The organism is Methanoculleus sp. (assembly GCF_036677455.1).
Taxonomy (GTDB): domain Archaea; phylum Halobacteriota; class Methanomicrobia; order Methanomicrobiales; family Methanoculleaceae; genus Methanoculleus.
Genome location: NZ_JAVBWL010000025.1, coordinates 26,047 through 51,861, shown reverse-complemented (window position 1 = coordinate 51,861; position 25,815 = coordinate 26,047). Strand labels below are relative to the sequence as shown.

Annotated in this window: 23 protein-coding genes; 14 read left to right on the top strand and 9 right to left on the bottom strand. The window is 63.5% G+C overall.

All coding sequences use genetic code 11. The features are described from left to right. Window positions 1-181: 181 nt before the first annotated feature. From iorA to V6K60_RS06305, 3 genes are all read left to right on the top strand, one after another. Window positions 182-1,951 (top strand): indolepyruvate ferredoxin oxidoreductase subunit alpha, encoded by a 1,770-nt coding sequence (gene iorA, locus V6K60_RS06315; protein ID WP_332449663.1) that lies wholly within the window; start codon window positions 182-184, stop codon window positions 1,949-1,951. Next, window positions 1,948-2,544: an indolepyruvate oxidoreductase subunit beta gene (locus tag V6K60_RS06310; RefSeq protein WP_332449662.1), complete on the top strand. Its 597-nt coding sequence runs from the start codon at window positions 1,948-1,950 to the stop codon at window positions 2,542-2,544. Before iorA ends, V6K60_RS06310 begins: the two co-directional genes overlap by 4 nt. An 82-nt stretch (window positions 2,545-2,626) precedes the next feature. Next, window positions 2,627-4,222, top strand: a complete 1,596-nt coding sequence (locus V6K60_RS06305; protein ID WP_332449661.1) for a methyltransferase domain-containing protein — start codon at window positions 2,627-2,629, stop codon at window positions 4,220-4,222. Here the strand turns inward: V6K60_RS06305 and V6K60_RS06300 are convergent. Both V6K60_RS06300 and V6K60_RS06295 read right to left on the bottom strand, forming a co-directional pair. Beyond that, window positions 4,179-5,159 (bottom strand): hypothetical protein, encoded by a 981-nt coding sequence (locus tag V6K60_RS06300; RefSeq protein WP_332449660.1) that lies wholly within the window; start codon window positions 5,157-5,159, stop codon window positions 4,179-4,181. The two genes, V6K60_RS06305 and V6K60_RS06300, sit on opposite strands and share 44 nt — an antisense overlap. Window positions 5,160-5,332: 173 nt before the next feature. Next, window positions 5,333-5,965 (bottom strand): hypothetical protein, encoded by a 633-nt coding sequence (locus V6K60_RS06295; RefSeq protein ID WP_332449659.1) that lies wholly within the window; start codon window positions 5,963-5,965, stop codon window positions 5,333-5,335. Between the two features lie 277 nt (window positions 5,966-6,242). Between V6K60_RS06295 and V6K60_RS06290 the strand changes: the two genes are divergently transcribed. Beyond that, a complete protein-coding gene (locus tag V6K60_RS06290) occupies window positions 6,243-6,656 on the top strand; it encodes a hypothetical protein (protein ID WP_332449658.1) in 414 nt (137 codons plus the stop codon). Window positions 6,657-6,676: 20 nt separating this feature from the next. Here V6K60_RS06290 and V6K60_RS06285 read toward each other — a convergent pair whose 3' ends face one another. Together V6K60_RS06285 and V6K60_RS06280 are read right to left on the bottom strand one after the other, a co-directional pair. Then, window positions 6,677-9,088, bottom strand: a complete 2,412-nt coding sequence (locus V6K60_RS06285) for a DNA-directed DNA polymerase (RefSeq protein ID WP_332449712.1) — start codon at window positions 9,086-9,088, stop codon at window positions 6,677-6,679. 19 nt (window positions 9,089-9,107) lie between these two features. Then, window positions 9,108-9,974: a malate dehydrogenase gene (locus tag V6K60_RS06280; protein ID WP_332449657.1), complete on the bottom strand. Its 867-nt coding sequence runs from the start codon at window positions 9,972-9,974 to the stop codon at window positions 9,108-9,110. A gap of 203 nt (window positions 9,975-10,177) precedes the next feature. Between V6K60_RS06280 and V6K60_RS06275 the strand changes: the two genes are divergently transcribed. Then, the gene (locus V6K60_RS06275; protein ID WP_332449656.1) at window positions 10,178-11,065 is read left to right on the top strand and encodes a dihydroorotate dehydrogenase; all 888 of its coding nucleotides are present in this window, start codon (window positions 10,178-10,180) and stop codon (window positions 11,063-11,065) included. Continuing rightward, window positions 11,058-11,825: a dihydroorotate dehydrogenase electron transfer subunit gene (locus V6K60_RS06270; protein ID WP_332449655.1), complete on the top strand. Its 768-nt coding sequence runs from the start codon at window positions 11,058-11,060 to the stop codon at window positions 11,823-11,825. The genes V6K60_RS06275 and V6K60_RS06270 overlap by 8 nt, the downstream gene beginning before the upstream one ends. Before the next feature lie 15 nt (window positions 11,826-11,840). On the opposite strand, the gene V6K60_RS06265 is transcribed toward V6K60_RS06270, so the two are convergent. From V6K60_RS06265 to V6K60_RS06245, 5 genes are all read right to left on the bottom strand, one after another. Beyond that, window positions 11,841-12,974 (bottom strand): WD40 repeat domain-containing protein, encoded by a 1,134-nt coding sequence (locus tag V6K60_RS06265; RefSeq protein WP_332449654.1) that lies wholly within the window; start codon window positions 12,972-12,974, stop codon window positions 11,841-11,843. Between the two features lie 289 nt (window positions 12,975-13,263). Beyond that, window positions 13,264-13,899, bottom strand: coding sequence for a molybdenum cofactor guanylyltransferase (gene mobA / locus V6K60_RS06260; RefSeq protein ID WP_332449653.1), 636 nt, complete (start codon window positions 13,897-13,899; stop codon window positions 13,264-13,266). Window positions 13,900-13,915: 16 nt separating this feature from the next. Further along, window positions 13,916-14,827 carry a ketopantoate reductase family protein gene (locus V6K60_RS06255; protein WP_332449652.1) on the bottom strand — a complete coding sequence of 304 codons (912 nt, stop codon included), beginning with the start codon at window positions 14,825-14,827 and terminating at the stop codon, window positions 13,916-13,918. A 27-nt stretch (window positions 14,828-14,854) separates the two neighbouring features. Further along, window positions 14,855-15,322: a methylated-DNA--[protein]-cysteine S-methyltransferase gene (locus V6K60_RS06250; protein ID WP_332449651.1), complete on the bottom strand. Its 468-nt coding sequence runs from the start codon at window positions 15,320-15,322 to the stop codon at window positions 14,855-14,857. Further along, complete coding sequence (locus V6K60_RS06245) at window positions 15,310-17,322, bottom strand: ATP-dependent DNA helicase (protein ID WP_332449650.1); 2,013 nt, start codon at window positions 17,320-17,322, stop codon at window positions 15,310-15,312. The genes V6K60_RS06250 and V6K60_RS06245 overlap by 13 nt, the downstream gene beginning before the upstream one ends. Window positions 17,323-17,598: 276 nt before the next feature. Here V6K60_RS06245 and V6K60_RS06240 point away from each other — a divergent pair, with 276 nt between their 5' ends. The 8 genes from V6K60_RS06240 to gatB all read left to right on the top strand — a co-directional run bounded on the left by V6K60_RS06240 (window position 17,599) and on the right by gatB (window position 25,810). Next, entirely contained in the window at window positions 17,599-17,847 is a 249-nt protein-coding gene (locus V6K60_RS06240; RefSeq protein ID WP_332449649.1) for a DUF5654 family protein, read from the top strand. Window positions 17,848-17,908: 61 nt separating this feature from the next. Further along, window positions 17,909-18,946, top strand: coding sequence for a magnesium/cobalt transporter CorA (gene corA / locus V6K60_RS06235; protein WP_332449648.1), 1,038 nt, complete (start codon window positions 17,909-17,911; stop codon window positions 18,944-18,946). A 218-nt stretch (window positions 18,947-19,164) separates the two neighbouring features. Continuing rightward, complete coding sequence (gene corA, locus V6K60_RS06230) at window positions 19,165-20,163, top strand: magnesium/cobalt transporter CorA (protein WP_332449647.1); 999 nt, start codon at window positions 19,165-19,167, stop codon at window positions 20,161-20,163. Between the two features lie 72 nt (window positions 20,164-20,235). Continuing rightward, a complete protein-coding gene (purB, locus tag V6K60_RS06225; RefSeq protein ID WP_332449646.1) occupies window positions 20,236-21,576 on the top strand; it encodes an adenylosuccinate lyase in 1,341 nt (446 codons plus the stop codon). 253 nt (window positions 21,577-21,829) lie between these two features. Further along, window positions 21,830-22,837, top strand: a complete 1,008-nt coding sequence (locus V6K60_RS06220) for an asparagine synthase C-terminal domain-containing protein (protein ID WP_332449645.1) — start codon at window positions 21,830-21,832, stop codon at window positions 22,835-22,837. Beyond that, window positions 22,827-23,096 carry an Asp-tRNA(Asn)/Glu-tRNA(Gln) amidotransferase subunit GatC gene (gene gatC / locus V6K60_RS06215; protein WP_332449644.1) on the top strand — a complete coding sequence of 90 codons (270 nt, stop codon included), beginning with the start codon at window positions 22,827-22,829 and terminating at the stop codon, window positions 23,094-23,096. Before V6K60_RS06220 ends, gatC begins: the two co-directional genes overlap by 11 nt. Further along, window positions 23,097-24,398 carry an Asp-tRNA(Asn)/Glu-tRNA(Gln) amidotransferase subunit GatA gene (gatA, locus tag V6K60_RS06210; protein ID WP_332449643.1) on the top strand — a complete coding sequence of 434 codons (1,302 nt, stop codon included), beginning with the start codon at window positions 23,097-23,099 and terminating at the stop codon, window positions 24,396-24,398. Then, entirely contained in the window at window positions 24,395-25,810 is a 1,416-nt protein-coding gene (gatB, locus tag V6K60_RS06205) for an Asp-tRNA(Asn)/Glu-tRNA(Gln) amidotransferase subunit GatB (RefSeq protein ID WP_332449642.1), read from the top strand. The genes gatA and gatB overlap by 4 nt, the downstream gene beginning before the upstream one ends. Window positions 25,811-25,815 lie beyond the last annotated feature (5 nt).

Sequence of the window (25,815 nt, the reverse complement as noted above, 5' to 3'; positions counted from 1 at the left end):
TCCGTGACCGCCAATGCCGGGGTCTGCCCGGGTAGCCTGCGGGAGAGGACGGGGAGGAGAGGCCCGGCGGTGCTGAACCGCGGGACTACCCTCTACCATCGTTTTAGCACCAGATCGTTCTGGATTCGCATCCAAAGCGCTATGTTCGAAACCGACAATAGATGTACAGTTGAGTGGAACAATGGCAGTACGATACCTACTCGGGAATGAGGGCATTGCACACGCATGCCTGGAGGCAAACATCGATTTTGCCAGCGGCTACCCCGGGACACCGTCTTCGGAAGTGATCGACGTCCTCCGGGTGCAGGAGGAACGCCCCTTCACCGTGGAATGGTCCACGAACGAGAAGGTCGCCTTTGAGAACGCGCTCGCCGCCGCCTGGTGCGGGCAGCGCGCACTCTGCACCATGAAGCACGTCGGGCTGAACGTGGCGGCCGACCCCCTGATGACGAGCGCATACACCGGGGTGACCGGCGGGTTCGTCATCCTCTCCGCAGACGACCCCTTCGCGCACAGCTCCCAGAACGAGCAGGATACCCGGCGATACGCGCACTTTGCCCGGCTCCCCTGCCTGGACCCCTCGTCGGTCCAGGAGGCGCACGACATGCTGCGAGACGCCTTCGCTCTCTCCGAGGAGTTCGGTCTCCCCGTGATCTTCCGCCCCACCACCCGGATCTGCCACTCAAAGAGCGACGTCGACCTCGGCCCTATCGGCACCGAGCACCGGGCCGCCGTCTTTTGCCGCGACCCGAAGCAGTACGTGGTCATCCCCGCGCACACGCGGATATTACATAAGAAGCTGAACGAGAAGCAGCCGGCCTTGAAGGAGCGGCTGGTCGAACTCGGCTACAACCGCCACACCGTCAGAGGCTCGACCGCCGTCGTCGCGAGTGGGGACGCCGCCGCCTACGTCCAGGAGGTGCTCCCTGACGATGTCTCGCTCGCGATCGTCGGCGCCCACCCGATCGACGAGGAGTGGCTCCGGGCCTTCGTCGACCGGCATGAGAAGGTCCTCGTCGTCGAGGAACTCGACCCGGTCGTCGAAGAGGCCGTCCGCCGGGTGGCGACGAAGACCGAGGTCTTTGGCAAGATGACCGGCACGGTTCCGTACGAGGGTGAGTTCACCCCGGCAACCGTCGCTGCCGCCCTCGATAAAGCAGGAATTACCCCCACGGTGAGATTCCCGGCGGCCGCTCCGGTCCAGGGAGTCCCGCCCCGTCCGCCGATCCTCTGCGCCGGGTGCATGCACCGGCCGACGTTCTACGCGATGAAGAAGGTCTTCCGCGACGGCATCTTCCCGAGCGACATCGGGTGCTACACCCTCGGCCTCCAGCTCGGTGCGGTGGACACTACCATCTGTATGGGCGCCTCGATAACCATCGGGAGCGGCATCGCCCGGTCGGGGGAGGAGCACCCCGTGGTCGCGACCATCGGCGACTCAACGTTCCTGCACACGGGAATACCGGGACTCTTAAACGCCGTTTACAATGGCGCCGACATGGTCGTCGTCATCCTTGACAACCGGATCACCGCCATGACCGGCCACCAGCCAAACCCCAACACGGGAGTGACGGCCACGGGCGTCGAGAGCACCCCGATATCGCTCGATGCAATCTGCCGGGCATGCGGGGTCTCCTGGGTCGAGACGGTCGACCCCTACGACCTCCCGGTGCTCCTCGACACCTTCCGCCGGGCAAAGGAGAGGAGGGGTGTCCGGGTCATCATATCAAAGCAGCCCTGCGTCATCACCGCACGACGGAACGGGATCCGGCGCAAGGTCTACGAGGTTGACCTTGACCGGTGCACCAGATGCGGCGTCTGTCGGTCGTTCGGCTGCCCGGCGATCGCGTTTTCCGGAGAGAATGCAACGATCACCGACCTCTGTGCCGGATGCGGCGTCTGCGCATACATCTGTCCATCGGGAGCCATCGGTATGGAGGGACGGCGATGAAACCCTCGTTTGATATCCTGATCGTCGGAATCGGCGGCCAGGGAACGGTGCTCGCCTCGAACGTCCTGGGCGAGGCGTGCATCATCGAGAACCGGACCGTCCGGAGCGCCGAGACCCATGGAATGGCGCAGCGTGGCGGGTCGGTGGAGAGCCATGTCCGCATCGGCGGAGAGTTCGGCTCCCTGATCGTGCCGGGGACGGCCGACCTCCTGATCGCCTTCGACCTCCTCGAGGCGCTCCGCTACCGCCACTACCTCCCGACCGGGGGAAGGCTCGTGGTGAACCGGCACCTGGTCGTCCCGACATCGGTCTACCAGCAGACACTCGACGTGCCCGAGACCGAGAGCATCCTTGCCGCGCTCGGCGATCTCGACGTCACCTGTATCGATGCCGCGGCCCTCGCGGAAGAAGCGGGGAACGTCCTCTCGCAGAACATCGTTATGCTCGGGGCCGCGTCGGGTGACATCCCGCTCGGGCCCGATGCCCTCGAAGAGGCGGTGCGGCGGTGCGTCCCCAAAAAGACCGTCGAGGTCAACACCCGGGCCTTCCACCTTGGACGCGAGGCGAGAGAGAAGGGCGCTGGCAGACCCTGAGCGGGGCTGCCGGGGCTCCCCCGGCCCGCAACCAATTTTCTGCCCGGAACCTGTATTACCCATCCTGCCGACCTGATACGCCATGAGCGAGCGGGATATCGTTGCGGCACTCAGACGCCGTGCAGGGGAAAAACCGGAGTTCCGGCTCTCGGAACTACAGAATGACCTGGAGGCCGGGCCGTCGCTCGAACGCCTCGCCGATGCGATCCGGCCGCACCTCGCCAGCCTCGACCTCGCCATCAGGTCGACCGGCGACGACTACGTTGTCGGCCGACGCACGGAGGGGGTGCTCACGGTCGACGATGCCGGGCGCGAGCGCCAGATCGCATTCTTTCAAAACCCCGAGGTGCCGGAGTACCTCCAGCGCCTGGTCGAGGGGTATATCGAGAGAAAGACCGGGAAATCGTGGGACGATCCGGTCGTGCTCGACCGGATGGCGAACGCCATCCTCGCCCAGAAGAACCAGTACTGGAAAGAACGGCAGGTGAGTTACCGGAAGGCCTACCCGGTCCTCGGCTACCTGGCCTACCATGCGCCGGTCTACCTGGTGCAGTTCGAGCACATCTTCTGGCAGCTCATTACCCGGGGGCTCGCAAAACCGCACATGCGCATCCTCGATCTCGGCACCGGGCCGGGGGTTGTGCCGCTCGCCGTCATCGACCTTCTCGGGAGGATAGGAAGCGGAACAGCTGAGGTTTACGCCGTCGAGCGGTCGGAAGAGAACTTTGAGGCTTACAACGCCCTCGTCCCGGCTGCTGCAAGAGCACTGGGAGACAGGGTGCGGGTGGAGAAACCCATCCGCGGCGATATCGGGGCCCTCAAGGCCGGGGATCTGCCCGACCGGATAGACCTCATGGTCTTCTCAAACGTCTTAAACGAACTGCGCCACCTGGAGATCGAGGGCCGTGCCGACCTTGTCGCCGCTCTCGCCGAGCGGCTTTCGCCCGACGGGACGATCGTCGTCGTGGAGCCTGCCGACCTCGCCAACGCGACCACGATGCGCCAGACCGTGCGCGCCATCGCGGACCGGGGCCTTGCCGTCCACAGCCCCTGCTCGTTCATCTGGGGCACCGCCTGCAACCCCGCCCGGTGCTGGACCTTTGAGCAGAAGGGAAACATCCGGCCCACCCGGCTGATGGAGCGCCTCGCAGAGGGGAAAGGCGGCTACCGGTTCGTCAACGTCGACATCAAGTACTCCTCCGCGCTCCTGCGTAAGGATGCAAAGACAGGGCAAACTTACCGGGTCCCGCCGGGAGCGAAGTTCGCCCGCCTCTCCCACCTCCACCGGCACCGTGACAAGAAGATCAACGTTGTGGCCGCGCTGATGTCAGGGAACCTCGGGGATAACCGGACGAAGGTCTACAAGGTCTGCGATGGAACACCCGCAGATCCAGCCTACACCGTGGTGCCGGTGACCCTCCGCGGCGCGAACCGCGACGTGCTCGAGGGTGTCCCCTACGGGGCTATCGTTCAGCTCTACGGGGTCCTCGTCCGCTTCAACAAGGACCACAACGCCTACAACCTGGTCGTCCTGCCGGGGACCCGGGTCGAGAGGATCGGGTGCCCCGCGGGAGAGGAGAGCGGGGCAGGGACAACGGAGGTCCCTCGCCCCCAAAATCCTCCTAAGAAAGAGGTCAGGTCGCCCCGGGACCCGCGCCGGGCGCGCGGGCGCCCCTGAGTGCGTAGAGGATCCCGCCGAAACCGAGGCTGACTGCGATGACCTGGACGAGCGCCCCGAGCAGCGGGATGAGGAAGAGGATCTCCAGGATCACGAACCCGAGAATGAAGATCCCCAGGGGTCCCGGTTTCCACCCCGCCCGGGAGACGATGACGTCTCCGAGGGCGTAGGCGATAAAAAGCGACGAGAGCATCAGGGCAACGATGAAGAGCAGCCCGCCGACGAGCGCTATCGGGAGCCCGATGATGGTGATCGCAACGATGAGGAGGATGATCGCTATCGCAATGATCGCAACGAATCCGATGACCGTGAGAAGGATCGGGCTCTCCTCGACCTCTCTGACGACTGCCTTGAACGGGCCGGGGAGGAACCGCACAAGGATGAGGCCGAGGATCAGGAACCCGATCGCGGTAAGAATCGTAAAGAGGCCGGGCAGCGCTGACTCCGGCTCCTCCTGCTCGAAAGTCACATTCCCGGCCGTACCGGTATTGGTGAAGGTCTCGCCCGATACCGTCAGGTTGCGCAGGACCGATCCTTCGTTCGTGACCTCGCCCGCACTGATCACCGCGTCCCGTTCTATGACGGCATCTCTCCCGATCCGGACCGCGCCGCCCGTGACAAGAGCGTTCGTCGCGTTCCCGTTCAACTCAATCTCGCCGCCGGCGGCGAGCACCTTCCCGCCGACGTCGCCGTTGACGATCAGGCTGCCTCCCGCGGCGATGATATCGCCGGCGACCGGCCCGTCCACCCTCACCGTTCCTCCGGCGACCGTCAGGCTGTCAACAGGAGCGCTGACGGTCACGGTCCCGCCGGATACGACCACATCATCGGGGATAGGGGTATCAATCAGGGTCTCGTCCCCGCCAAGAAAGGTGAGGGCCTCTGCTCCGGACGGGATGAGCAGCAGAGCAAGGATGACGACTGCCAGATATTTCATGGGCGAGGATGATTTTATCCCCTCAAAAAGGTTAGGGTCGGGAGAGGCAACGAAGAGACGCCGCTCTACAGACACTACAAGCGCCTGCAAGAAGGGGGATCGCCCCAGGAATGCTCCCCGGTCCACGAACCTGAAAACCCGTATCGGATTGAGCGCTGAGCAGGCCTCCGGCTCTACATCACAACCTCAAGGCGGCGCTTGAGTTCGGCGATCGCGTCGTCCTTCCCGGCAACGTCTGAGTCCTGGACAGAACGGATATTCTCCTCGATCGATGTCGCGAGCCACTCGTTCGGGACGCCGGATGCAGGGAAGAGTTCCTGCCACTCATCGGAGCCGAATGGGATGACCTTGACCAGTTTCCCGAGGATGTTCCAGTCGACGACCGTATAGTCCTCGCCGGTGCTGGTATCGGCAACCCGGATCGAACGGTCATCGTTGCACTGGATGACCCGTCCATGGATGACGTAGACGCTTACTTCATCCTTATCGGTGAAGGAGATCTGGACCACGTCGCCCGGTTGAGGGCTCTCGGGCACCATGTAGAGGACGATGTCGCCCGGATACATCAGGTCGGGTTCATACCGGTCTGCGATGCCGATGTACCCGGTATCGGAGACGTAGAGCCGGAGGTACTCCTGGTAGAACTTCCGGACGATCCAGTAGACTGCTCCCGGATGGGTCTCCGCCAGTTTCAGGAGGAGATTGTGGATAGCGCTCGGGATGCTCTCCGGCCGCTCCAGCACCTCGCGCGCAAGTCTCTCATACGCTTCTACAACCCCGGCATCCGTCTGCGTTGCTTCTGCCATACTAACAAACCCCGCCGGATAGTAACGGTGGTAGCATAAAAGTGTTCCTTCGGATCTTCCGATGCTGCACCTATGTCGACCACCGCTTTCGCTCCGCAAACGGCGCGGGAGAAAAGAGATCAATGACGAGAGATAACGGGGTTTGAGGGAGGCAAGCCCCGAGATTGGGCCTGGGGAGAGTGCCAACCCCACCGGTTATCTGCTACGACATAGGGAAGGTAGAAACTATAATGCTTATATTCGACCGTGACCATACAGTTAAACAGAGGATATTGATATGGGTGGCATAAAGGATTCTACACACCTGGACGTCAAGAAGACCCTTTCCCGGCGGTTCTCTTCCCGGGAGGGGTGGCAGTACGCAGGGTCTCCCGCCGGCAGTGTGCAGCCGGAATACGTGCTCTCCCGCCGGGTCGCCGGCAGGACGGAGCGGGTGCTCGTGAACGTGAATATGGCCCCTGTGGTTCAGGCCGGCGCCGTCGAGGCGCTTCAGGCCGCCGCAAGCGCCGGGAAAGTCGATAAGGCAGTTCTGGTCGTACCCGGCGGTGCGAACGTCGCCGGGATCCCGGCAGGGATCGACGTCCTCGAGATGGACACCTGGCAGGTCGTCGACGGCCGCATCGCCTGGTCGAAGAATATCGAGCGCAGCGCGGTCCTCGAAGAAGAGCGCGCAAAAAGGGGCATCGCGTAACGCGCCCCTCAACACTTTTCTTATAATCCGAAGTCAAAGAGCGTCGTCCGCGATGGGTCGACGTCGTGCCAGTCCCATCCGAGCGGCTCGATGATCCGTGAGATGGGGCCTTTGAGCGTCTTCTCAAGCATCGTCTCCCAGTCGACGACGAACTCCGGCGGCACCTGGTCGGCGTACTCGAAGCAGACCACGTCCGTCCTGGGGTACTTTGCCGTGACGGCCTTGATGTAGACTCGCTTGGGTTTGCTGCCTCGCTTGAAGTCGGTCCCGAGGTATTCGTTCGAGTACTTGGCGCCCCGGATATGGGCATCGTCGTTCTCGTAACTGTCCAGGTTCTTCCCGATCCCGCCGGGGATGCCAGCCTCATCGAGGGAGTACTCCCCGCGGCGATACTTCCTGATGACGTCGCGGAGATACGGCTGCACATCGCTGAATGCGTCCCCGCGGAGGATCATCTCGATGACGGTGCGCTGGACCTCCCGGGTGATCTGCGGCGAGTCGCTCCGCCGGATCTCGAACCCGACGACATCGATCTCATCGACATCCTTGCCCTCTTTCCAGACCAGGTGCCCGGCGTAGCGCTTCTTCTTGCCCGCCTGGAAGAAACGGCGGTAGACCTTCTCGAACTTGATGGAGAAGAAGTGGGTGTCGGCGTTCAGTTCGGCCTTCGCGAAATCGCTGTAACTCGCGTTCAACCGGGCCTCGATCGCCCTCGCCCGTGCGATGGTCTCCTCAAGGCCTCCCGGCGGGACCTGCACCATACAGGAGTCGGTGTCCCCGTAGAGGACCGTGTAGCCGAGGTCGGTGATGATATCGCGGGTGTGCCTGATGATCGCCCGGCCGACCGACGTGACGGCCGACCCGATCTCACGGTCATAGAGTCTGAACCGGGTGTAGCCCGAGACCCCGTAGTAGGAGTTCATGATCACCTTCAGGACGTTCTGCTGAAGATCGTAGAGGACGTACTCCGGCGACCCGAAGGGGTAGAGGTTTCGCAGGCGCTTGCGCTCGTCCCGCTCCCCGAGGAGCTCCGAGATGATGCTCCTGGTTAGCCCGTCCGGCTCGCGAGAGAACCGGACGCCGTTTGGCGCCCGCAGTTCGCCGTCGGGATTTTTTGTCTCGGGAGACGCGTTTATCGTCATCATCGCCATCGGGTAGAGCGATTTCAGGTCGAGGACCACCACGTTCTCCCGGAGGCCGGTGGCGGGCTCAAAGACGGTCGCCCCCTCAAACTCGTCCCCGGCGGCGAGCCCCTTCGAGGGGAGGACGAACGTGCCCGATGCCTTCCGGAGGACATAGATATCGATGACGTTCGACGAGTTCAGCGTCCGGTCGAGCGGGCACCCGACGTACCGGGAGATCTCCCGGTAAAACTCGACGATGTTGTTCTTCTTATCGATCCCGACGCAGAGCTCGACGTCGCGGCAGTTGTACGCCACGAGCCGTGCGGGGTCGGACTGCCAGAGCGCCGTGACCGTCCCGCTGTAGCGGATCTTCGTCACCCCGAGCTCATCCTCGGCGATCGCATCGAGCCGATAGGACTCCTTCTGGGCCTGGTGCATCTTCCGGTAGGCGGCAAGGAGGTCGAAGATCGCCCGTCCCCGGACGGCGTCTCGCTCGGTCTGCCCGGGAAGGCGCGCGAGGTCCTCGGTCCGGAGGCCGAGCACTGCCATCCTTTTGAGAATATAAGGGATGTCGAACTCCACAAAGTTCCAGCCCGAGAGGATGTCCGGGTCGCGCTCCCTGATGTAGGCGACAAGCCCGCGGAGCATCGAGACCTCGTCGGGGTAACGGACGACCCGGTGCTGCTCGTTGACACGAAGGTCGGGCGCGTCGCCCGCCGCCGCCCCGGACTGCCAGAGGAGGGTCGTGTAGTCCTCGTCAAAGGAGTCCCAGCAGGTGACGCAGATGATCGGGTCCCGTTCGGGTTCGGGGAACCCCTGCTCGTCCACGCACTCGATATCCATGATGCAGGTGCGCGCAGGAACTGCGACATCGGACGGCGCGAGTTCCCGGTAGTCGACCGGAGAGGTGTCTTGCGGGAGTTCCACGCCGGCGGAGAGGCCACAGTCTATCATGAACCGGGTGGCAAACGGAATGTCGGCCTCGTAATGCTCGCCAAACTGGTTGCGGGCGTCACGGACATCGCCGGGCCGCCGGGTGTAGAGGCGCCGGAGCGGCTCGCCGCGGATGGAGCGGTAGGTCGTGCCGGGCTCCAGTTCGACCTCGCGCGGGAGAGGGGCAGCGTCCGCCAGGCTCGCCGGCACGTAGAAGTAAGGCCGAAAACCGGTCACATCGACCCGGAAAGCTTGACCGGAGGCGTCACGGCCGAATATGTGGATGATCGGGATCTCGGGCCCGACGCTGTACTCCACCTGGTGGATACCGATCCGGACCTTCCCGAAGTCATCCAGGGTAGCCGGGACGCTCATGCACGACTCCTGCACGCGATCAGTCATCAAATCTCCTGCAGAGGCCCTGCACGAACGCCCCGGCCTCTGCCATCTTCGTATCCTCCCACGGATCGAGGTCCCACTCCTCGATGCCGAGGATCCCCTCCCGACCGATCCGGGCAGGGACACCGAGCGAGCAGCCGGAGAGGCCGTACTCGCCGTCAAGCACGCACGAGCAGGGGAGCACTTCCCGCCGGTCTCCGAGGACCGCGCGTATCAGCATGGTTATGTGGTATGCGGGGCCGAAGATCGTGCCGCCCTTCCCGCGGATCACCTCCATGCTCGCCCCCCGCATCCGGGAGAGGAACGCTTCCCGGTCCTCAATGTCGACAGATGCGCCGGTCCTGGAGAAGAGCGGCACCTGGCGCTCGCCGTGCTCGCCGAGCACCCAGGCAGGCCCCGGAATTCCCGCGTCCCTGAGGAAACAGGCAAAGCGAGTGCTGTCGAGCTGGCTCCCAAACCCGATGCACCGCCGCCGGTCGAGACCCATCATCTTCCAGAGGCCGTAGTTGTTTGCGTCCATGGGGTTCGTGACGGTGATGACGATCCCGTCAAACCCCCGCAGAGATTCGCTGCAGCGCTTCACCACCGGGACGTTGGCCTCGAGGAGGTCGGCCCGGGTCTTGATATCGGGCGTCCTCGGCGTGCCTGCCGCAAAGACGAAGATATCGGCCTCCCGCATCGCCGTCGTATCGGTGGAGAACGCGACGTCGATACCTGTATGCTGCAGGTCGAGCACCTGTGCCCGGAGGATGGGTTCGTATACATCATGGATGATGATCTCATCGGCGAGGCCGAGCGCGGCGGAGAGAAACGCCGTCTCGCCCCCCACCTTTCCGGCACCAAGGATTGCAAGCGAGGTCATGGTAAATCGCTCCTTATTGAATAACAGCAAGATTGTGCGCACGAAGGGGCCTCACCTGCGCGGAGAATAATAATCCTGCAGGGAAAACGACCGCCTTACCGCCTCCCGCACCGGCATCCGGGCTCCAGAGAGCGGAGCACATAGTTCTTCCTGAATATACTTGGCGCGAGAGTATAATAATACCCTGCTCCCACCTTTTTTCAATGGTTGCGCTTTATCCTGGCCCTATCGAGGTCGGCGGCATCCGGTTGAAGAATCATCTTCTGCTGGCGGCCGGCATCCTCGGAACTACCGGGGCGTCTCTCGCCCGTCTCCTCGCGAACGGTGCAGGCGGAGTGGTCACGAAATCCATCGGCCCGAGCCCGAAAGAGGGCCACCCCGGACCCTGTCTGATCGTCGTCGACGGCGGTATCATCAACGCCATGGGCCTGCCGAACCCCTCGGCCGCATTCGCAGAAGAACTCGCCGTCCTGCAGGGCGAGCCGGTGATCGTCAGCATCTTCGGGGGAACTCCTGAAGAGTTCCGGACAGTCGCCGGGTGGTTTGCCGGGAAGGCGTCCGGGCTCGAGCTGAACCTCTCCTGCCCTCACGCGGAGGGGTATGGAGCGGCTATCGGGAGCGACCCCGCTCTCGTGGAGGAGTGCACGAGGGCGGCAGCCTCCCTCGGGGTCCCGACCTGGGTGAAGCTCACCCCGAACGTCGCCGATATCGGGGAGATCGGGGCGGCCGCGGAGCGCGGTGGGGCGGATGCGATCGTCGCGGTCAACACGGTGAAGGCGATGCGGATCTCGACGGCTCTCCGCCGGCCGGTACTCGGGAACCGCTTCGGCGGGCTCTCCGGGAGAGCCATCTTCCCCGTCGCCGTCCGGTGTGTCTACGACCTCTATGAGGCGTGCTCCATCCCGATCATCGGGTGCGGCGGGGTCGCCACCGCCGACAACGTCGTCGAGATGATGATGGCAGGCGCAAGCGCCGTGGAGATCGGAAGCGCGGTCATCGACGACATCGGCATCTTTGCTGCGATCGCAGAAGACCTCTACAGCCCGGACGGCGTCGACGCACGCGAGATCGTGGGGTGTGCTCATGCGTGAGCAGATGCCCGTCGGGGTGACGATCCAGGAGATCGTGGAGGAGACGCCGTCGATCAGGACGTTCGTCTTCGACCGGGAGATCGCCGCCCGTCCGGGCCAGTTCGTGATGGTCTGGGTGCCGGGCGTGGACGAGATCCCGATGGCCCTCTCCTCCCCGTCCTCGATCACCGTACAGGAGGTAGGGGACGCAACCGCTGCCCTCTTTGCGATGCACGCGGGCGACCGGATCGGGATCCGCGGCCCCTACGGGAACGGGTTTACCGTCTCCGGGAGGACGCTTGCCATCGGCGGAGGCGTCGGCGCCTCCCCGCTGCTGCCGCTTGTCACGGCCGGGCAGGTGGACACCTTCCTCCTCGGCGCACGGACGGCCACCGAGCTCCTCTTCGCCGACCGGATACGTGAATCTGCGACACTGATGGTCGCGACCGACGACGGCACCGCCGGTCACCACGGGTTCGTGACAGGGCTCATGCCAAGAGTGGACCTCGCCGACTACAACCACATCTGCGTCTGCGGGCCCGAGGTCATGATGGCGGCGGTGCTCGCCGTCCTCGACCGGGAAGGGTGCGCGGAGCGGGGGCAGTTCTCCCTGCACCGTTACATGAAGTGCGGGGTCGGCCTCTGCGGGTCGTGCTGCACAGACCCGCACGGCCTGCGGGTCTGCAAGGACGGCCCTGTCTTTACCGGGGACACCCTGATCGAGAGCAGTGAGTTCGGGCATTACATGCGCGACGCGAGCGGGAGCAGGCACAGGGTCTAGTGTCCAAAAAAAAGGTCAGGCAAGGAAGCCGTCCTGAGGTTTGAAGAGGAGATTCAAGACGTTCTCCACCCACCCGAGCACGAGCGCGGGGAGTGAGGTTTCCTCGTTCTGCGTGTCCGGTTCCGCCGCTGCACCCGTCCGGTCATCTGCAGGGGGTGGGGTCACGTCGGCCGGTAGCAGGTCCAGGGGTTCAGTCTCGTTCACCGCGGCCCCCGTCAGGTCCTCGCTCTCGATAAGGGTCGCATCGTCGGTGAAGAGACGAAGGGACCGGTCACCGTCACCTGCCCCGACGACAAGGAACGAACCGTCGGGGGTCACGGCAACGGACTCAGCGCGGCCGCCGAGGGTGATCTCCTGGAGCACGACCCCCGCCCGGTCGAGAACGAGGACGGTCCTGCCGGATGCAGCGAAGATCTCTTCTGCCTCGTCTGTCATGGCCATTGAACGGATGGCATCTTCCGTTGGGTACTTCCAGAGGTGCTCCCCCTCCCCCGTCGAGAGGTAGACGCACCGATCAAGCGACCCGGCCGCCACGAATCGTGCATCGGGGGTGAGGGCAATGCCCTCCACACGCTTGCCGGTGCCGTAACTCCAGGACTCCCCATCCCTGCTGTTGAGAGAGTAGACCCCGCCGTTCTCGCAGCCAATCGCAATCTTACGGCCGTTCTTCGATATCGCGATCGCGTAACTGTCGGTTCCCATATCATAGTCCCAGAGCTGCTTATGGTTCCGATCGAAGAGATAGATCGCACCGTTGTCGCATGCGGCAGCGATATATCGGCCGTCCGACGAGAGTGCCACATCGCGGTAAACAAAGGTCGTCTTCTCGGTCCAGAGCAGTTCCCCGTCCCGGTCAAAGAGGTAGAGTTTGTCCGCAGCGACACCGATGTACGACCCTTCTGGCGATATTCCGACGCCGTTCACACTGGAACCGGCAACGGTCTGCCAGAGGACGTTGCCCTCCCGGTCCAGGACGTATACCAACGAGCCTGCACCGGCGACGATCGTGGAGCCGTCCTGCGCAATCGCCACAGAACTGACGACGTCGCTTGCTCCCACCTCCCAGACGGCGAGGTACTCCCCCTCGGCAGCAGAAGCAGGCCCACACATGAGTGCGATGAGACAGCAGAGCAGAAGAAGCGATGGCATGAACCGGCCGGCCCGAGAGCGGCGGCGCCTGCACCAGGAAGGCGGTGCTTGCACGCTCCCGCGCTCGCCCGGGCCTGCGGTGATAGAGCTGGTAGAAGACATTTCCCCCGACGACATCAGGCCCTGAGTTCTCAGAGAGGATATATAACGTTTGCGGGGATCGTACCGCCCCTGTCCTCCAGGAAGGCTCGCCGGCTCCCGGCCGATCCCTCTCCGGGGCGGCACGGGACTGCCGGGCCACGGATACCCGTTGTGTGACTTTCGGGGAAGCCAGGGTTCTTCTTCCGGACTAGGACGACTCCTGACCGGGCCTATGCGTACCATCCTGGCCGAGGTCTGCCTGCGGGTCGATCGATTCGAGGTCCTGTAAGTTGTTGATATTCGTGAACGTCAGAAGGCCCGGATCGATCTCCCGGATCCTCTCGACGCAGACGTAGTGGGTGTTGAAACTCCTCACCATCGGGCGGAGCGAGAGCGACTCGTGCTCCTTCAGGTAGTCGAGCAGCGCCCCCCGCCGGTAGACCGCGTGGAGCGGCTCGAGCATATCAGCGTTCCAGCAGGGGATGGCGGCATCGTACCCGGCTGCGGCGTCAAAGAGCAGCCGGACCACCCCGGGGTGAATGCAAGGCATATCGCAGGCAGCAACGAAGAGGTAGTCGCCATGCACCTCGAGGGCTCCCGCGTGCAGGCCGCCGATGGGCCCAAGGTCCCTCCTGATATCCGATATGCACCGGATCTCCCCGAGGTGGCCGAACCGCTCGCACTGGCCCGGATCTCGGGCGACCACCACGATCTCGTCTGTCACCTCCTGGAGGGTATCGATGAGACGGTCGATGAACGTCTTTCCCTGGAAGGTGAAGAAGTACTTCTCTCGCCCGCCGGCACGCCGCGCCGCGCCGCCCACAAGGATAACCGCCGACCGCATACCTCTCTTTCGGCTGTCAGAGCCGCTCCCGGAAATGGATCAGTTCAGTGATGCAGGCGTTGTACGGCGCGTCGATACCGTGCTTCCTGGCGAGCGCCGCGACAGCACCGTTCATGAAGTCGATCTCGGTCTTTCTTCCTGCAGTGAGGTCCTGGAGCATCGACGAGTGGTGGGCGGCCGTTGCCGGAAGCTGGGCGGTGCGGAGATACTCCAGGTATGCCTCCGGCGTCTCCCGGGGGAGGATGATGCCCTCGGCCTCCACCACCCGGTAAGCCTCCCGGACGATCGTGGTGACGACCGCCCAGGCATGCGGGTCGGTGAGGGCACCGTAGGGGACGTTCATGAGGGCGCCGAGCGGGTTTAACGCACAGTTGTAGAGGGTCTTTCCCCAGAGATAGGTCTGGATCGCATCGGTCATCTCCGCCCGGATACCGGCAGTCTCGAGAAGATTCACGAGAACTTTGACTGCATCGTCAGCACCGGATGGAAACCGCCCCACTCTCATGGGCGACGCCTCCACCGAGACGTTGACCGACGCATCGCCCCGCCACTCGAACCCGGTGATGATCATAGCGCCGATGACGCGGTCGGTGAACCGCCCGATGATCTCCTCGTTGCCGATGCCGTTCTGGAGACTTATCACCTCGTGACCCCGGATATGGTCGGCGAACTGGCGGCAGACGGCCTCCGTGTCGGTGGATTTTGCAGCGATGATGTAGTAGTCGGCGTCCCACCATTCGTGGGGGATCCCTTCGGAGCAGCTGAAACGGTACGCTCCTTCACCCCATATACCGGTCATAAGGAAACCCCGTTCCCGCACGGCGTCCACATGCCGCGTCCTCGCAACGGCATGAACATCCGCGACGCGGGACAACTTTGCGGCGATGGTCAGGCCGACCGCTCCCGCACCCAGGACCACGATCTTCATTAAACTCAGGTATAATGTATGACAGAGTTACCTGTTAACTTCTCCCATCTCTGGGCAGGGCCCGGGCGTCCGGCCTTCCATGGCGAGGAGGTCCTTCTTGATCGCCAGGTCCGGGGTGAACCCGCCCATACCGGTCTTTGCGACGACCCGGTGGCAGGGTACCACGATCGGGGTCGGGTTCCGCGCCATCGCCGAGCCGACTACCCGGGGTGCGGTCCCGACCCCGAGAGCGATCTCGCCGTAGGTGACGGTCTCCCCGCAGGGAATTGCCCGGACCGCGCGGTAGATCCGGGCAGAGACCGAGTCCCCCTCGGTTGCGATACTCTGTAGGGTTGAGAGGTCGGCCGGCCGGCCGGCACAGTAGCGCAGGATCTCATCCGGGACCGGACCGTTGAGGCCCTCCCGGGCGAACCGCACCCGGTAGACGAGGTCGTCCTGCCATGCCACGTGGACGTGCCAGAGGCCGAACCGGCACGACCCGTTCACAATCGCCATCGTCCGGCCTCCTTCCGGAACTCATCAATGGTAGAGGCGGTCATCTCCTTTCGCATCCACGGCGGCAGCCCGGCATGGACCCGGGACTCGAGGAACCGCTTATCCCCGAGAATGAGCATCCCCCGGTCTTCAGGTGTCCGGAGTACCCTCCCTAACGCCTGCAGGGCGCGGTTGATCGCCGGGAGAGTGTAACTGATGAACTCCCCCTCCTCGCCGAACTTCATCCGGAAGTAGTCGATGACCATCTTCCTGACGCGGTTGAACGGCGCGAGCGGGAGACCGATGACCAGCGCTCCCGAGAGCATCTCGCCCCGGTAGTCGAGGCCCTCGCTCCACTTGCCGCCACAGACTGCAAAGAGGATGCCGGAGCGGCCCGTCCCGGGGAGGGCCATGAACTCCCGGAGCATCGCGGCCGAGGCTGAGGTGTCCTTGGACTCGATGTAGATCTGCTTCTTCCGGATACGGGGGCTACATCGCTCAGCGAAGGTGTTCAAGAGGTCGTAGGAGGGGAAGTAGATAGCAAGGTTCCCGGGGAGGGCGGCAAACGTGGTGATGTAGTCCTCCGTTCGCGCAAGGTTCCGGGGGTCCCGGCGCATCGAGTAGGCGGTGGTGATGTCGTTTGCACAGAAGAGTCGACGGTTCTCCGGCGGGAAGGAGTTCGGGAGCGATACCGTGGTGACGTCAAGATCGCCGAAGTAGTAGCGGCGGTAACTCTCGATGGGGGAGAGTGTCCCGGAGATCAAGACGCAGCAGGCGTGCGCCCGGGCGATATCCTGGAGTTTAGTGCTCGGGTCGATGTTCCTCACCTCGAGCGCCACCGTGCCGTCGTCTCCCTTCCGGTAGACGGTCAGGAACGCCGGGTCGGCCGCAGACCGGAAGATCCGGTAGAAGAACTCAGTCAACCGCTCGATCGCGCTCTCCCGGAACTCACCCGCCTGCATGTTCTTCTCGCGGATCCCCTCGCTTATCTTGAGGAGATCGTCCACGACCCCTTCCAGGTTCTGGTAGAGCGTGCCGGCAAGGATCATCCGCTGGAAGATACCGGGGTCGAACCAGTCCTCAACCTCGTGCGAGGCCTTGAGCGCCTCCATGAACCGGGTGATCTGCGGCAGGATCTGGGTGATGGCGTCCGCCTGCTGCTGCGACCGCCGACGCCCGGCTAGTTCGTGCCCGGCCTGCACGATGTCGCGCTCCTCGATCGTCACGCTCTCGATGCTCTGGACGACGTCGCCGCAGTTGTGAGCCTCGTCGATGAGCAGCAGGGCGTCGTGCCCCTCGATCCCGAGAGACTGGTAAAGCTGCTCCCGGATGATATCGTCGAAGAGATGGTAGAAGTTCACGAGGATCACGTCGGCGTCCCGCGCAGCGTGCATCATCGTGTCGTAGGGGCAGATGTCGCCGCAGAACCCGGCAAGCTGGTCGGGCCAGATCATCTCGGTGCTCACCCGTTCCGCCCTGACGCGCAGGGCCGCCGACGGGATCATCTTCAGCCCCGCATCCTCGGGCTCCACAAAAGACTTGCCGTGGATGAAGTAGGGGCAGATGAGCGGGTGGTCCGGGTCCATCTTCCGGATCTGTTGCTTGATCTGGCGGTCGTTTGCCGGGACGAGCGACCCTTTCTGCGCCCGCTCCCGCATCAGCGCCGTCGAGAAGGCCTTGACGCCTTCACACCGCCGGTAGACGTCCCCCTCGCCGCCAAGCGGACACATGCTGGACTTGCCGATGAGGTAGGCGAACTTCAGCCTGCCGCGCTTCTTCCGGACAAGCTCGAGTTCCCGCATGAATGTGGCAAGCTGGCTGATGGTGCGGACGGCGACGAGCACTTTGCGTCCCCGGCTCTCCGCGAGGAGCGCGGAGACCACGCTCGACTTGCCGCTCCCGGTCGGCGCATCGATCATGGCGATACCGCCGTCGCGTGCGACGGATGCGGCCAGTTCAAGCATCTCACGCTGGTGAGGCCGGTACTCCCGGTAAGGGAACCAGTCGTCGAGGGTATCCATTGTATACAGGTTGACGGCTGACGTCAATGTAGTTTGGGTGCCCGGGGCGAAAGTGGAGGGGGCTTCTGCCTCCATCTATGGCCATCAAATCGCCTGATTCTGCCCCATACGGGATGACACTCACCCATATACCTTCCTCTCTCGTAATGACGATCCTCAGACACCCTCTTCGTATTCAGCGCCCCCCGGGAGTGTCCTTGCGCAAAAGAGAGCACCAGAATGAATTTCAGAAACCTTTATAAGTTGCCCGACATACCGCTCAACGGTGAGATCGGTATGTCACTCAAGACTGAGGTCATTGAGAAGATAGCGGCCCTTGTCACGGCCGCATTTGGCCTGGTCGCCGCTCTTGCGTGGAACGGCGCTATTCAGGAGATTTTCGCACTCGTCTTCGGAGAGCAGAGCACACTCCTCGCAATGCTGGCATATGCCATTATCGTGACGATCATCGCGGTGATCGCGGTCATCCTGATCGGCCGCGCGGCAGCGAAGGCGAAAGGTGAGGACGAGGCGGCAAAGCAGTGAACTCAACAAATCTCCCCCGTTTTTGGCTCATTCATCCAGACCAGAATCAATCTGATCTCCAATGAACCGACATGACAGCCGGGCAGAGGATCTCATCTACACCGATACTGCCCGCGCACGGTCGGTCACCGTCACGGTCATCGACTACGATAGAGACCGTCTCGACGAGCGGATCTGCACCCGGGCAGGAGACCTCCGGAACCTCATCACCCGCCCGACGGTCACCTGGATCAATGTCGACGGCGTCCACGACGCCGGGGTTATCCGGGATGTCGGGGAAGCCGCCGGAATTCACCCGCTGACCCTGGAGGACATCGCGAACATTCGCCAGCGGCCGAAGATCGAGGACTATGGCGACTACCTCTACGTGGCGATCAGGATGCTCTCCCCCGACGGCGACGGTGAGTTCCAGACCGAGCAGGTCAGCCTCGTGCTCGGGAACGGCTACGTCGTCTCGTTCCAGGAGCAGCCGGTAGATCTCTTCGAGCGCATCCGGGAACGGCTGCGTGCAGGAGCGGGAAGGATCCGGAGCGAGGGGGCGGACTACCTCTTTTACTCCCTGCTGGACGCGATCGTCGACGGCTACTTCGCCGTGATCGAGGAGTTCGGGGAGCGTATCGAGGCGGTTGAAGAGGAGGTTGTGGCAGAACCCGATCGTGAGACCCTGCAGGCGATCTACGCCCTGAAGCGGTCCCTGGTTGCGCTCCGGCGGTCGGTCTGGCCGCTCCGTGACGTGGTGGCGGAACTCGAGCGGGGCGAATCCCCCCTGATTCGTGAGCCGACATTCGTCTATCTCCGTGACGTCTACGATCACACCATAGAGGTCGCCGAGACCGTGGAGACCTACCGGGACATGATGACCGGGACCCTCGACGTCTACCTCTCGAGCCAGAGCAGCAAGATGAACGAGATCATGAAGGTCCTCACGATCATCGCTACCATCTTCATCCCGCTCACCTTCATCGCCGGGCTCTACGGCATGAACTTCGCACACATGCCCGAACTCAGGCATCCCTGGGGGTATCCCGCGGCCCTTGCCTCGATGGCGGTCGTCGCGGGGGTGATGCTCCTCTACTTCAGGAAGAAGGGGTGGATATGACCAACGGGAGCGGCAGGCCGGGAAAGTTGCCATAGCCCCGGGACAGTGATGTTTTATACCCGGTTGAGGCACCCCGGAGAGGGCACCCATGGATCTCACCGAGCGGGGCCTTATACGCGGGGGCACCGGTCTTTGCACGAATGTAAAGACCCCTTCCAGGCGGCGTCCCGGTAAGATGCTTCCATCCCGTCGCGGGGGGCGGCAACCAGGAGGCGGAGATGCAACAGGAGAAGACCTGTCCACAACTCTCGATCCGGGTCATCGACTACACGAAAGATCGCCTTGAGGAGCGCGAATGCATCGAACTCACTGAGGCCTGGTCCTGGATCGGCCGGGAGACGGTCACCTGGATCGACGTCGTCGGGGTGCCGGAGCGCGACGAACTCGTGGTGCTCGGAAGACAGGCGGGCATCCATCCGCTCACGATGGAGGATATAACAGCCCCGGACCAGCGGCCGAAGGTGGAGGAGTTCGGGAGTTACATCGCCGTCATGGTGAGGATGCTCTCGGTCAAGCATGGCAGGGTTGCAAGCGAGCAGGTCAGCCTGGTTCTCGGGGAGAATTACGTCATAACGTTCCGGGAGCAGCCGTTCCACGTCTTCGATCGTGTCAGGGAGTTGCTCAAGAACGAGCAGAGCACCCTCAGGAATACTGGGCCGGATTACCTGGCCTACACGCTCCTCGACGCCATCGTGGGCATATATCTTTCCATCCTCGATTCGGTCGACGACCGGGTGAAAGACCTTCAGGGCAGAGTTCTGGCCTCCACGGACCCGCTCGCCCTGAAGCAGATCTACGAACTCAAAGAAGATCTCCTGACCATCCGGAGAGCGGCCATGCCGGCACGTGAGGTGCTCGGATCGCTCGCAAGCCGTGAGTTGAGCCTTGTCCGGAAGGAGACGATCCCGTACTTCCGGGATGTATACGACCGGTGCATCCAGGCGGCCGAGGTTGCGGAATACACCAGGGATACCCTCTCCGGCGTGATGGATCTCCATACCTCGAACCAGAACAACAGGCTCGCCGAGATCACAACCATTCTCACCATCGTTGCAAGCATCTTCATCCCGTTAAGTTTCATCACGGGGTTTTACGGGATGGATCTCATGAACATACCGCTCGAAGACTCGCCCTGGGGATATCTTTTCGTCCTTCTTCTCATGATAGGCGTCGCGCTCGTGATGCTCCTCTACTTTCGGAAAAAAGAGTGGATATGACGGCGAGCCCCGCGGCGCGGGGAGAGGGGCGGCAACCCTTTTTTGTAGCGAGAATACCAACACTTCTCTACTATGGCAATCCATCCCATCGACTACCGCTACGGCACCCCCGAGATGCGTGCCGTCTGGAATGAGGAGAACCGGTTCCGGGCGATCGTCACGACCGAAGTGGCTCTGGCCCGCGCGGAGGCGGCGCACGGGATGATCCCCCGCGAGGATGCGGAGACGATCGCGGCCCGCGCGCCGGAGGCCCGCCTTGAGCGGGCGAAGGAGATCGAGGCCGAGATCAACCACGATATGATGGCGGTCGTCAAGGCCGTCACCGAGGTCTGCGGGGACGCGGGCAGATGGATCCACTACGGCGCGACCTCAAACGACATCCTGGATACGGCGACGGCCCTCCAGCTCCGTGAGAGCCTGGCGCTCATCGAGGAAAAACTGGGGAGACTCCTCAGTATTCTCCTCTTCCGGAGCGCCGAGACGAAGACCCTCGTCTGCGCCGGCCGCACCCACGGGCAGATCGGTGTTCCCACCACCTACGGCCTCCGGTTCGCGATCTGGGCAAGCGAGGTTGGACGCCATATCGAGCGGCTCCGCCAGATGCGCCCCCGCGTCGTCGTCGGGCAGCTCACCGGTGCCGTAGGCACCCAGGCAGCCCTTGGAGATCCTGGTATTGAGATCCAGGAGACGATGATGGAGTTCCTCGGGATCCAGTCAGTCGATGTCTCTAACCAGATCATAGCGCGGGACCGCTACGCGGAGTACTTCATGCTCCTCGCCAACGTCGCGACCACGCTCGACAAGATCGGGCTTGAGGTCCGCCTGATGCAACGCTCCGAGATCGGGGAACTCGCGGAGGCGTTCGGGAAGAAACAGGTGGGTTCAAGCACCATGCCCCACAAGCGAAACCCGATCAAGAGCGAGCAGGTCTGCGGCCTTTCCCGGATCGTCCGGTCCGCGGTCGAGCCGGCGCTGCAAAACAACGTCCTCTGGGACGAGCGCGACCTCACAAACTCCTCTCCCGAGCGGGTGCTCTTCCCGGAGGCCTCGGTGCTTGCCGACCACATCCTCAAAGTGATGATCGACGTGATGGAGGGGCTTGAGTTCAACCGGAAGAACATCCGGAAGAACCTGATGCTGCTCCGGGGCGTGAACCTCGCTGAATCGGTGATGATCGACCTCACCAGGCGGGGCATGAACCGGCAGGAGGCCCACGAGGTGATGCGGACCGCGAGTATGCAGGCCCTCGCTGAAGACCGGGACCTCAGCCAGGTGCTCAGCGAACGGCCCGAGGTCACGGCGTTCGTCTCCCGTGCCGAACTCGATGCGCTCCTCGACCCGGACGCCTACATCGGGACGGCGGTCCGGCAGGTGGACCGCCTGGTCGAGAAGCTCCGGCCGCTCTGCCCGTGAAGCGGCGACCGGGACAACGCGCCTCACTGTTGGAGCACCGGGCCCGGGTGCGCACCCCCCTGAGGGAGTGCGCGCCCCATTCTGTTCGCCAGAGAGACAAATCTGCTAGATATCTCCAAAAAATGCGTATTGTGAGCCCGGGCGTTGTACATATATTTATGATTCACCAGTGCAAACACTGAAGCGGATCCGTTTTTTGAGGCGAGCGTGTATCGTGCTCACCTCATGGCAACAACCTGCCGGATTACAGAATATGCCGACTATGAACCTGAAGGGCTGGATAGAACATGACGGTGTGCGGCTTTCACCGACTGACGTGGAGCGGATGCTCCGCGAGGAGCCGCAGTCTCTTGCCCGGTGCGGCGGCGAGTTCCTGCTCGCCCGGGGCGACTGCACCGCCCGGGACGCCTTCGGGATCATGCCCGGCCCGGTCCCGCCGGGGACTGTCTCCTCTAGCGGCCGGGAGGTGGCCCGGGTGGCCCCCGACCCTCTGCCCTGCACCCTCGAGGAGGCGATCGTCACCGCGATCGGTCTCCGGAGCGACGAGGGCGTGGTAGCGTTCTCCGGCGGCGTCGACTCAGGCCTCATCGCCGGGCTCGCCCGCCTCCCCTGCGTGACGGTGGGGCTCCGCGGCTCGCACGACGTCGCGTGGGCGGAGAAGGCCGCAAGGATGATGGAACTTGACCTCGCGATCGTCAACCCGACTGAGGAAGAGGTCGAAGAGGCGCTTGCCCGGGTCGTCCGGGTCATCCCCGACCCGACGAACCCGGTCGATGCCGCGATAGGAACGACCCTCTTCTTTGTCGCCGCATGGGCAGGCGAGCACGGGCATACCCGCATCCTCGCCGGGCAGGGGGCCGACGAGCTCTTCGGTGGCTACGCGCGCTACCTCTCCTCCCCGGACCTCGCAGCGGAACTCGAACGAGATTTCGGGGACCATGAGCGCCAGAGGGCGCGAGACCAGGCGGTGGCGGCGCTGCACGGGGTATACTTCTCGATGCCCTACCTCGACGTCCGGGTGGTGCGCGCTGCGAGGTCGATCCCGGCTGCCGAGAGGGTGCGCGGCGGGGTGAGAAAGTACCCCCTCCGGGAGGTTGCAGAACGGCACATCCCGACCGAGATTGCGCGAGCCGAGAAGAAAGCGATGCAATACGGGAGCGGGATCTGGCTGACGATACAGCGACTCGCACGTACAAACGGTTATAAAAAGTCGGTACAAGGGTACTTAACGGAGATCAGTAGGGCGGAACATGGTATCTGAAAGAGATATTGAACATATAGCAGAACTCGCGGATATCGGTATATCAAAAGATGAGGTGCCGGAGTTCACCACCCAGTTCAACGCAATCATCGACTACTTTGAGGTTCTTGACACCGTCGAGGGGGAAAGCGCTCCGGCAACCGTGATCACGAACGTCTTCCGGGAAGACGAGCCCCGGCCCTGCCTCTCCCAGGAAGAGGCTCTTGTTAACGCGGGTTCGACCGAGAACGGGTTTATACGAGCGCCAAGGGTGATGTGAGTGGCAGGGACCCTGGACTTCTCGCCGGACGACCGGTATAACGCATTCATCACCACCTGCAGTACAGCGCCGTTCGGTGATGGCACGCTCGCCGGCACCGCCGTCGCGGTCAAGGATAACATATCCACAGCAGGGATACAGACCACCTGCGGGTCGAGGATCCTCGAGGGCTACGTCCCGCCGTATGACGCCCACGTCGTGGGGCTCCTCAGGCAAGCAGGGGCCGCCATCGTCGGCAAGACCAACATGGATGAGTTCGGCATGGGCTCAACCACCGAGACGAGCGCGTTCGGCCCCACCAGGAACCCGGTGGACCCATCACGGGTGCCCGGCGGGTCGTCCGGCGGGAGCGCGGCCGCAGTTGCCGCAGGCCTCGTCCCGATGGCGCTCGGCACCGACACCGGCGGCTCGATCCGGTGCCCTGCAGCATTCTGCGGGATCGTGGGGCTCAAACCCACCTACGGCCGGGTCTCTCGCTACGGCCTCATCGCCTATGCAAACTCTCTCGAGCAGATCGGGCCGATGGCGCAGACGGTGGAGGGGGTATCAAGGCTGATGTCGGTGATCGCCCGGTACGACCCCCACGACTCGACGATGTTCGATCGGCCCTACAACCACCAGCCGGCGGCTGAGATCAAGGGCCTCCGCATCGGCGTACCGGAGGAGTACTTCAGCGAGGGCGTGGACCCCCGCATCGCGGAGACGGTCCGGGATGCTATCGGCGCCCTTGAGGGGCTCGGGGCCATCACCGTCCCGGTGAGCATCCCCGGGATGCGGCACGCGCTTGCCGCTTACTACGTCATCTGCACGAGCGAAGCCTCCTCGAACCTCGCCCGGTTCGACGGCGTCCGCTACGGTCCGGCGGTCGACACCAGGAAGACCTGGCACGAGGCCTACCAGGACCTCCGGCAGGAGTTGTTCGGGACCGAGGTCAGGCGCCGGGTCATGCTCGGTACCTTCGCCCTCTCGGCGGGCTACGCCGGCAGGTACTACGCGAAGGCGCAGGTGGCACGCCGGAACATACAGCAGGACTTCGAACGAGCGTTCTGTGACGTAGACATCATCGCCGGCCCGACGATGCCGACCGTGGCCTTCCGCATCGGCGAGAAGACCGACCCGCTCTCGATGTACCTCTCCGACATCCTCACGGTGCCGGCGAATCTCGCCGGAATCCCGGCGATATCGGTCCCGTGCGGCAGGGTGGACGGCCTCCCCGTGGGCCTCCAGCTGATGGGAAGACAGTTCGAGGACGAGCGCGTCGTCGACGCTGCCTTTGCCTATGAGCAGGAGGTGAAGAAATGAAGACGATCGTCGGCCTTGAGATCCACGTCCAGCTCGCGACGGCGACGAAGCTCTTCTGCGGGTGCTCGACGGACTACCGCGACGACGAGCCGAACACCCACTGCTGTCCGGTCTGCCTCGGCCTGCCCGGGGCGCTCCCGCGCCTGAACCGAAAGGCGGTCGAGTACGGCCTCCGGGTTGCAAAAGCCCTCGATATGAAAGTCCCGGAGGAGTCCGAGTTCGCCCGGAAGAACTACTTCTACCCCGACCTCCCGAAGGCCTACCAGATCACCCAGTACGACAAACCGCTCGCGATCGAGGGGACCGTCGAGATCGAGGACGACGAAGGGCACGAGAAGATCGTCCGGATCACCCGGGTGCACCTCGAAGAGGACCCGGGAAGGCTCATCCACATCGCCGGCGGGTCGAAGTACTCGCTCGTCGACTATAACCGATCCGGCATACCGCTTCTCGAGATCGTCACCGAACCGGACATGCGCTCCCCCCAGGAGGCCCGCCGGTTCCTCAACAAACTCAGGACGATCCTCGAGTACCTCGGGGTCTTCGACGGCGACCGGGAGGGCTCCCTCCGTGTGGATGCAAACATATCGCTTGAGGGCTCGGAGCGCGTCGAGGTCAAGAACATCTCCTCCTACAAGGGCGTCGAGAAGGCTCTCACCTTCGAGGTGACCCGGCAGAAGAACCTGCTCCGGCGCGGGCAGAAGGTGACAAGGGAGACCCGGCACTTCATGGAAGGGCGGGGGATCACCACCTCCGCGCGCAGCAAGGAGGAGGAGCATGACTACCGCTACTTCCCTGAGCCCGACCTCCGGCCGCTCCGTGTCGCGGGATGGGTTGCGGGGATCGATCTCCCCGAACTGCCGGTCGCCCGGAAGAACCGGTTCACGACACAGTACGGCATATCGCTCAACCACGCCCGGACCCTGACCGGCGACCCGAAGCTTGCCGACTTCTATGAAGAGGTCGCTCATGTCGACCCGGCCCTCGCCGCGACCTGGGTGGCCGATACCCTGCTCGGGGAGCTCAACTACCGCGACATGAGCATCGCCGCTGTCCCGCCCGACCGTATCGCAGAACTCCTCGCGCTCCTCCGGTCGGAGACTGTCACTGATAAGGCCGGGGTCCAGGTACTCAGGGAGATGCTTGATACCTGTGCCGCGGGCCGGCCCTGCGAGACACCTGCCGCGATCGTAGAACGTGCAGGGCTCGGCAAGGCTGCCGGTGACGAGTTCACCCCGATCGTTCAGGCCGTGATCACCGCAAACCCACAGGCGGTCGAGGATTACCGGGCCGGCAAGAAGGGTGCCTTAAACTTCCTCGTTGGGCAGGTGATGAAGGAGACCCGGGGCAGAGCGGACCCGCGTGAACTCGGACGAATCGTATCCGAATGTATCGAGAGTAACGGGGTGTAATCCGC

Coding starts and splice junctions, on each gene's coding strand:
- iorA (WP_332449663.1), top strand. CDS start 182: ATGGCAGTACGATACCTACTCGGGAATGAGGGCATTGCACACGCATGC.
- V6K60_RS06310 (WP_332449662.1), top strand. CDS start 1,948: ATGAAACCCTCGTTTGATATCCTGATCGTCGGAATCGGCGGCCAGGGA.
- V6K60_RS06305 (WP_332449661.1), top strand. CDS start 2,627: ATGAGCGAGCGGGATATCGTTGCGGCACTCAGACGCCGTGCAGGGGAA.
- V6K60_RS06300 (WP_332449660.1), bottom strand. CDS start 5,159: ATGAAATATCTGGCAGTCGTCATCCTTGCTCTGCTGCTCATCCCGTCC.
- V6K60_RS06295 (WP_332449659.1), bottom strand. CDS start 5,965: ATGGCAGAAGCAACGCAGACGGATGCCGGGGTTGTAGAAGCGTATGAG.
- V6K60_RS06290 (WP_332449658.1), top strand. CDS start 6,243: ATGGGTGGCATAAAGGATTCTACACACCTGGACGTCAAGAAGACCCTT.
- V6K60_RS06285 (WP_332449712.1), bottom strand. CDS start 9,088: ATGAGCGTCCCGGCTACCCTGGATGACTTCGGGAAGGTCCGGATCGGT.
- V6K60_RS06280 (WP_332449657.1), bottom strand. CDS start 9,974: ATGACCTCGCTTGCAATCCTTGGTGCCGGAAAGGTGGGGGGCGAGACG.
- V6K60_RS06275 (WP_332449656.1), top strand. CDS start 10,178: ATGGTTGCGCTTTATCCTGGCCCTATCGAGGTCGGCGGCATCCGGTTG.
- V6K60_RS06270 (WP_332449655.1), top strand. CDS start 11,058: ATGCGTGAGCAGATGCCCGTCGGGGTGACGATCCAGGAGATCGTGGAG.
- V6K60_RS06265 (WP_332449654.1), bottom strand. CDS start 12,974: ATGCCATCGCTTCTTCTGCTCTGCTGTCTCATCGCACTCATGTGTGGG.
- mobA (WP_332449653.1), bottom strand. CDS start 13,899: ATGCGGTCGGCGGTTATCCTTGTGGGCGGCGCGGCGCGGCGTGCCGGC.
- V6K60_RS06255 (WP_332449652.1), bottom strand. CDS start 14,827: ATGAAGATCGTGGTCCTGGGTGCGGGAGCGGTCGGCCTGACCATCGCC.
- V6K60_RS06250 (WP_332449651.1), bottom strand. CDS start 15,322: ATGGCGATTGTGAACGGGTCGTGCCGGTTCGGCCTCTGGCACGTCCAC.
- V6K60_RS06245 (WP_332449650.1), bottom strand. CDS start 17,322: ATGGATACCCTCGACGACTGGTTCCCTTACCGGGAGTACCGGCCTCAC.
- V6K60_RS06240 (WP_332449649.1), top strand. CDS start 17,599: ATGTCACTCAAGACTGAGGTCATTGAGAAGATAGCGGCCCTTGTCACG.
- corA (WP_332449648.1), top strand. CDS start 17,909: ATGAACCGACATGACAGCCGGGCAGAGGATCTCATCTACACCGATACT.
- corA (WP_332449647.1), top strand. CDS start 19,165: ATGCAACAGGAGAAGACCTGTCCACAACTCTCGATCCGGGTCATCGAC.
- purB (WP_332449646.1), top strand. CDS start 20,236: ATGGCAATCCATCCCATCGACTACCGCTACGGCACCCCCGAGATGCGT.
- V6K60_RS06220 (WP_332449645.1), top strand. CDS start 21,830: ATGCCGACTATGAACCTGAAGGGCTGGATAGAACATGACGGTGTGCGG.
- gatC (WP_332449644.1), top strand. CDS start 22,827: ATGGTATCTGAAAGAGATATTGAACATATAGCAGAACTCGCGGATATC.
- gatB (WP_332449642.1), top strand. CDS start 24,395: ATGAAGACGATCGTCGGCCTTGAGATCCACGTCCAGCTCGCGACGGCG.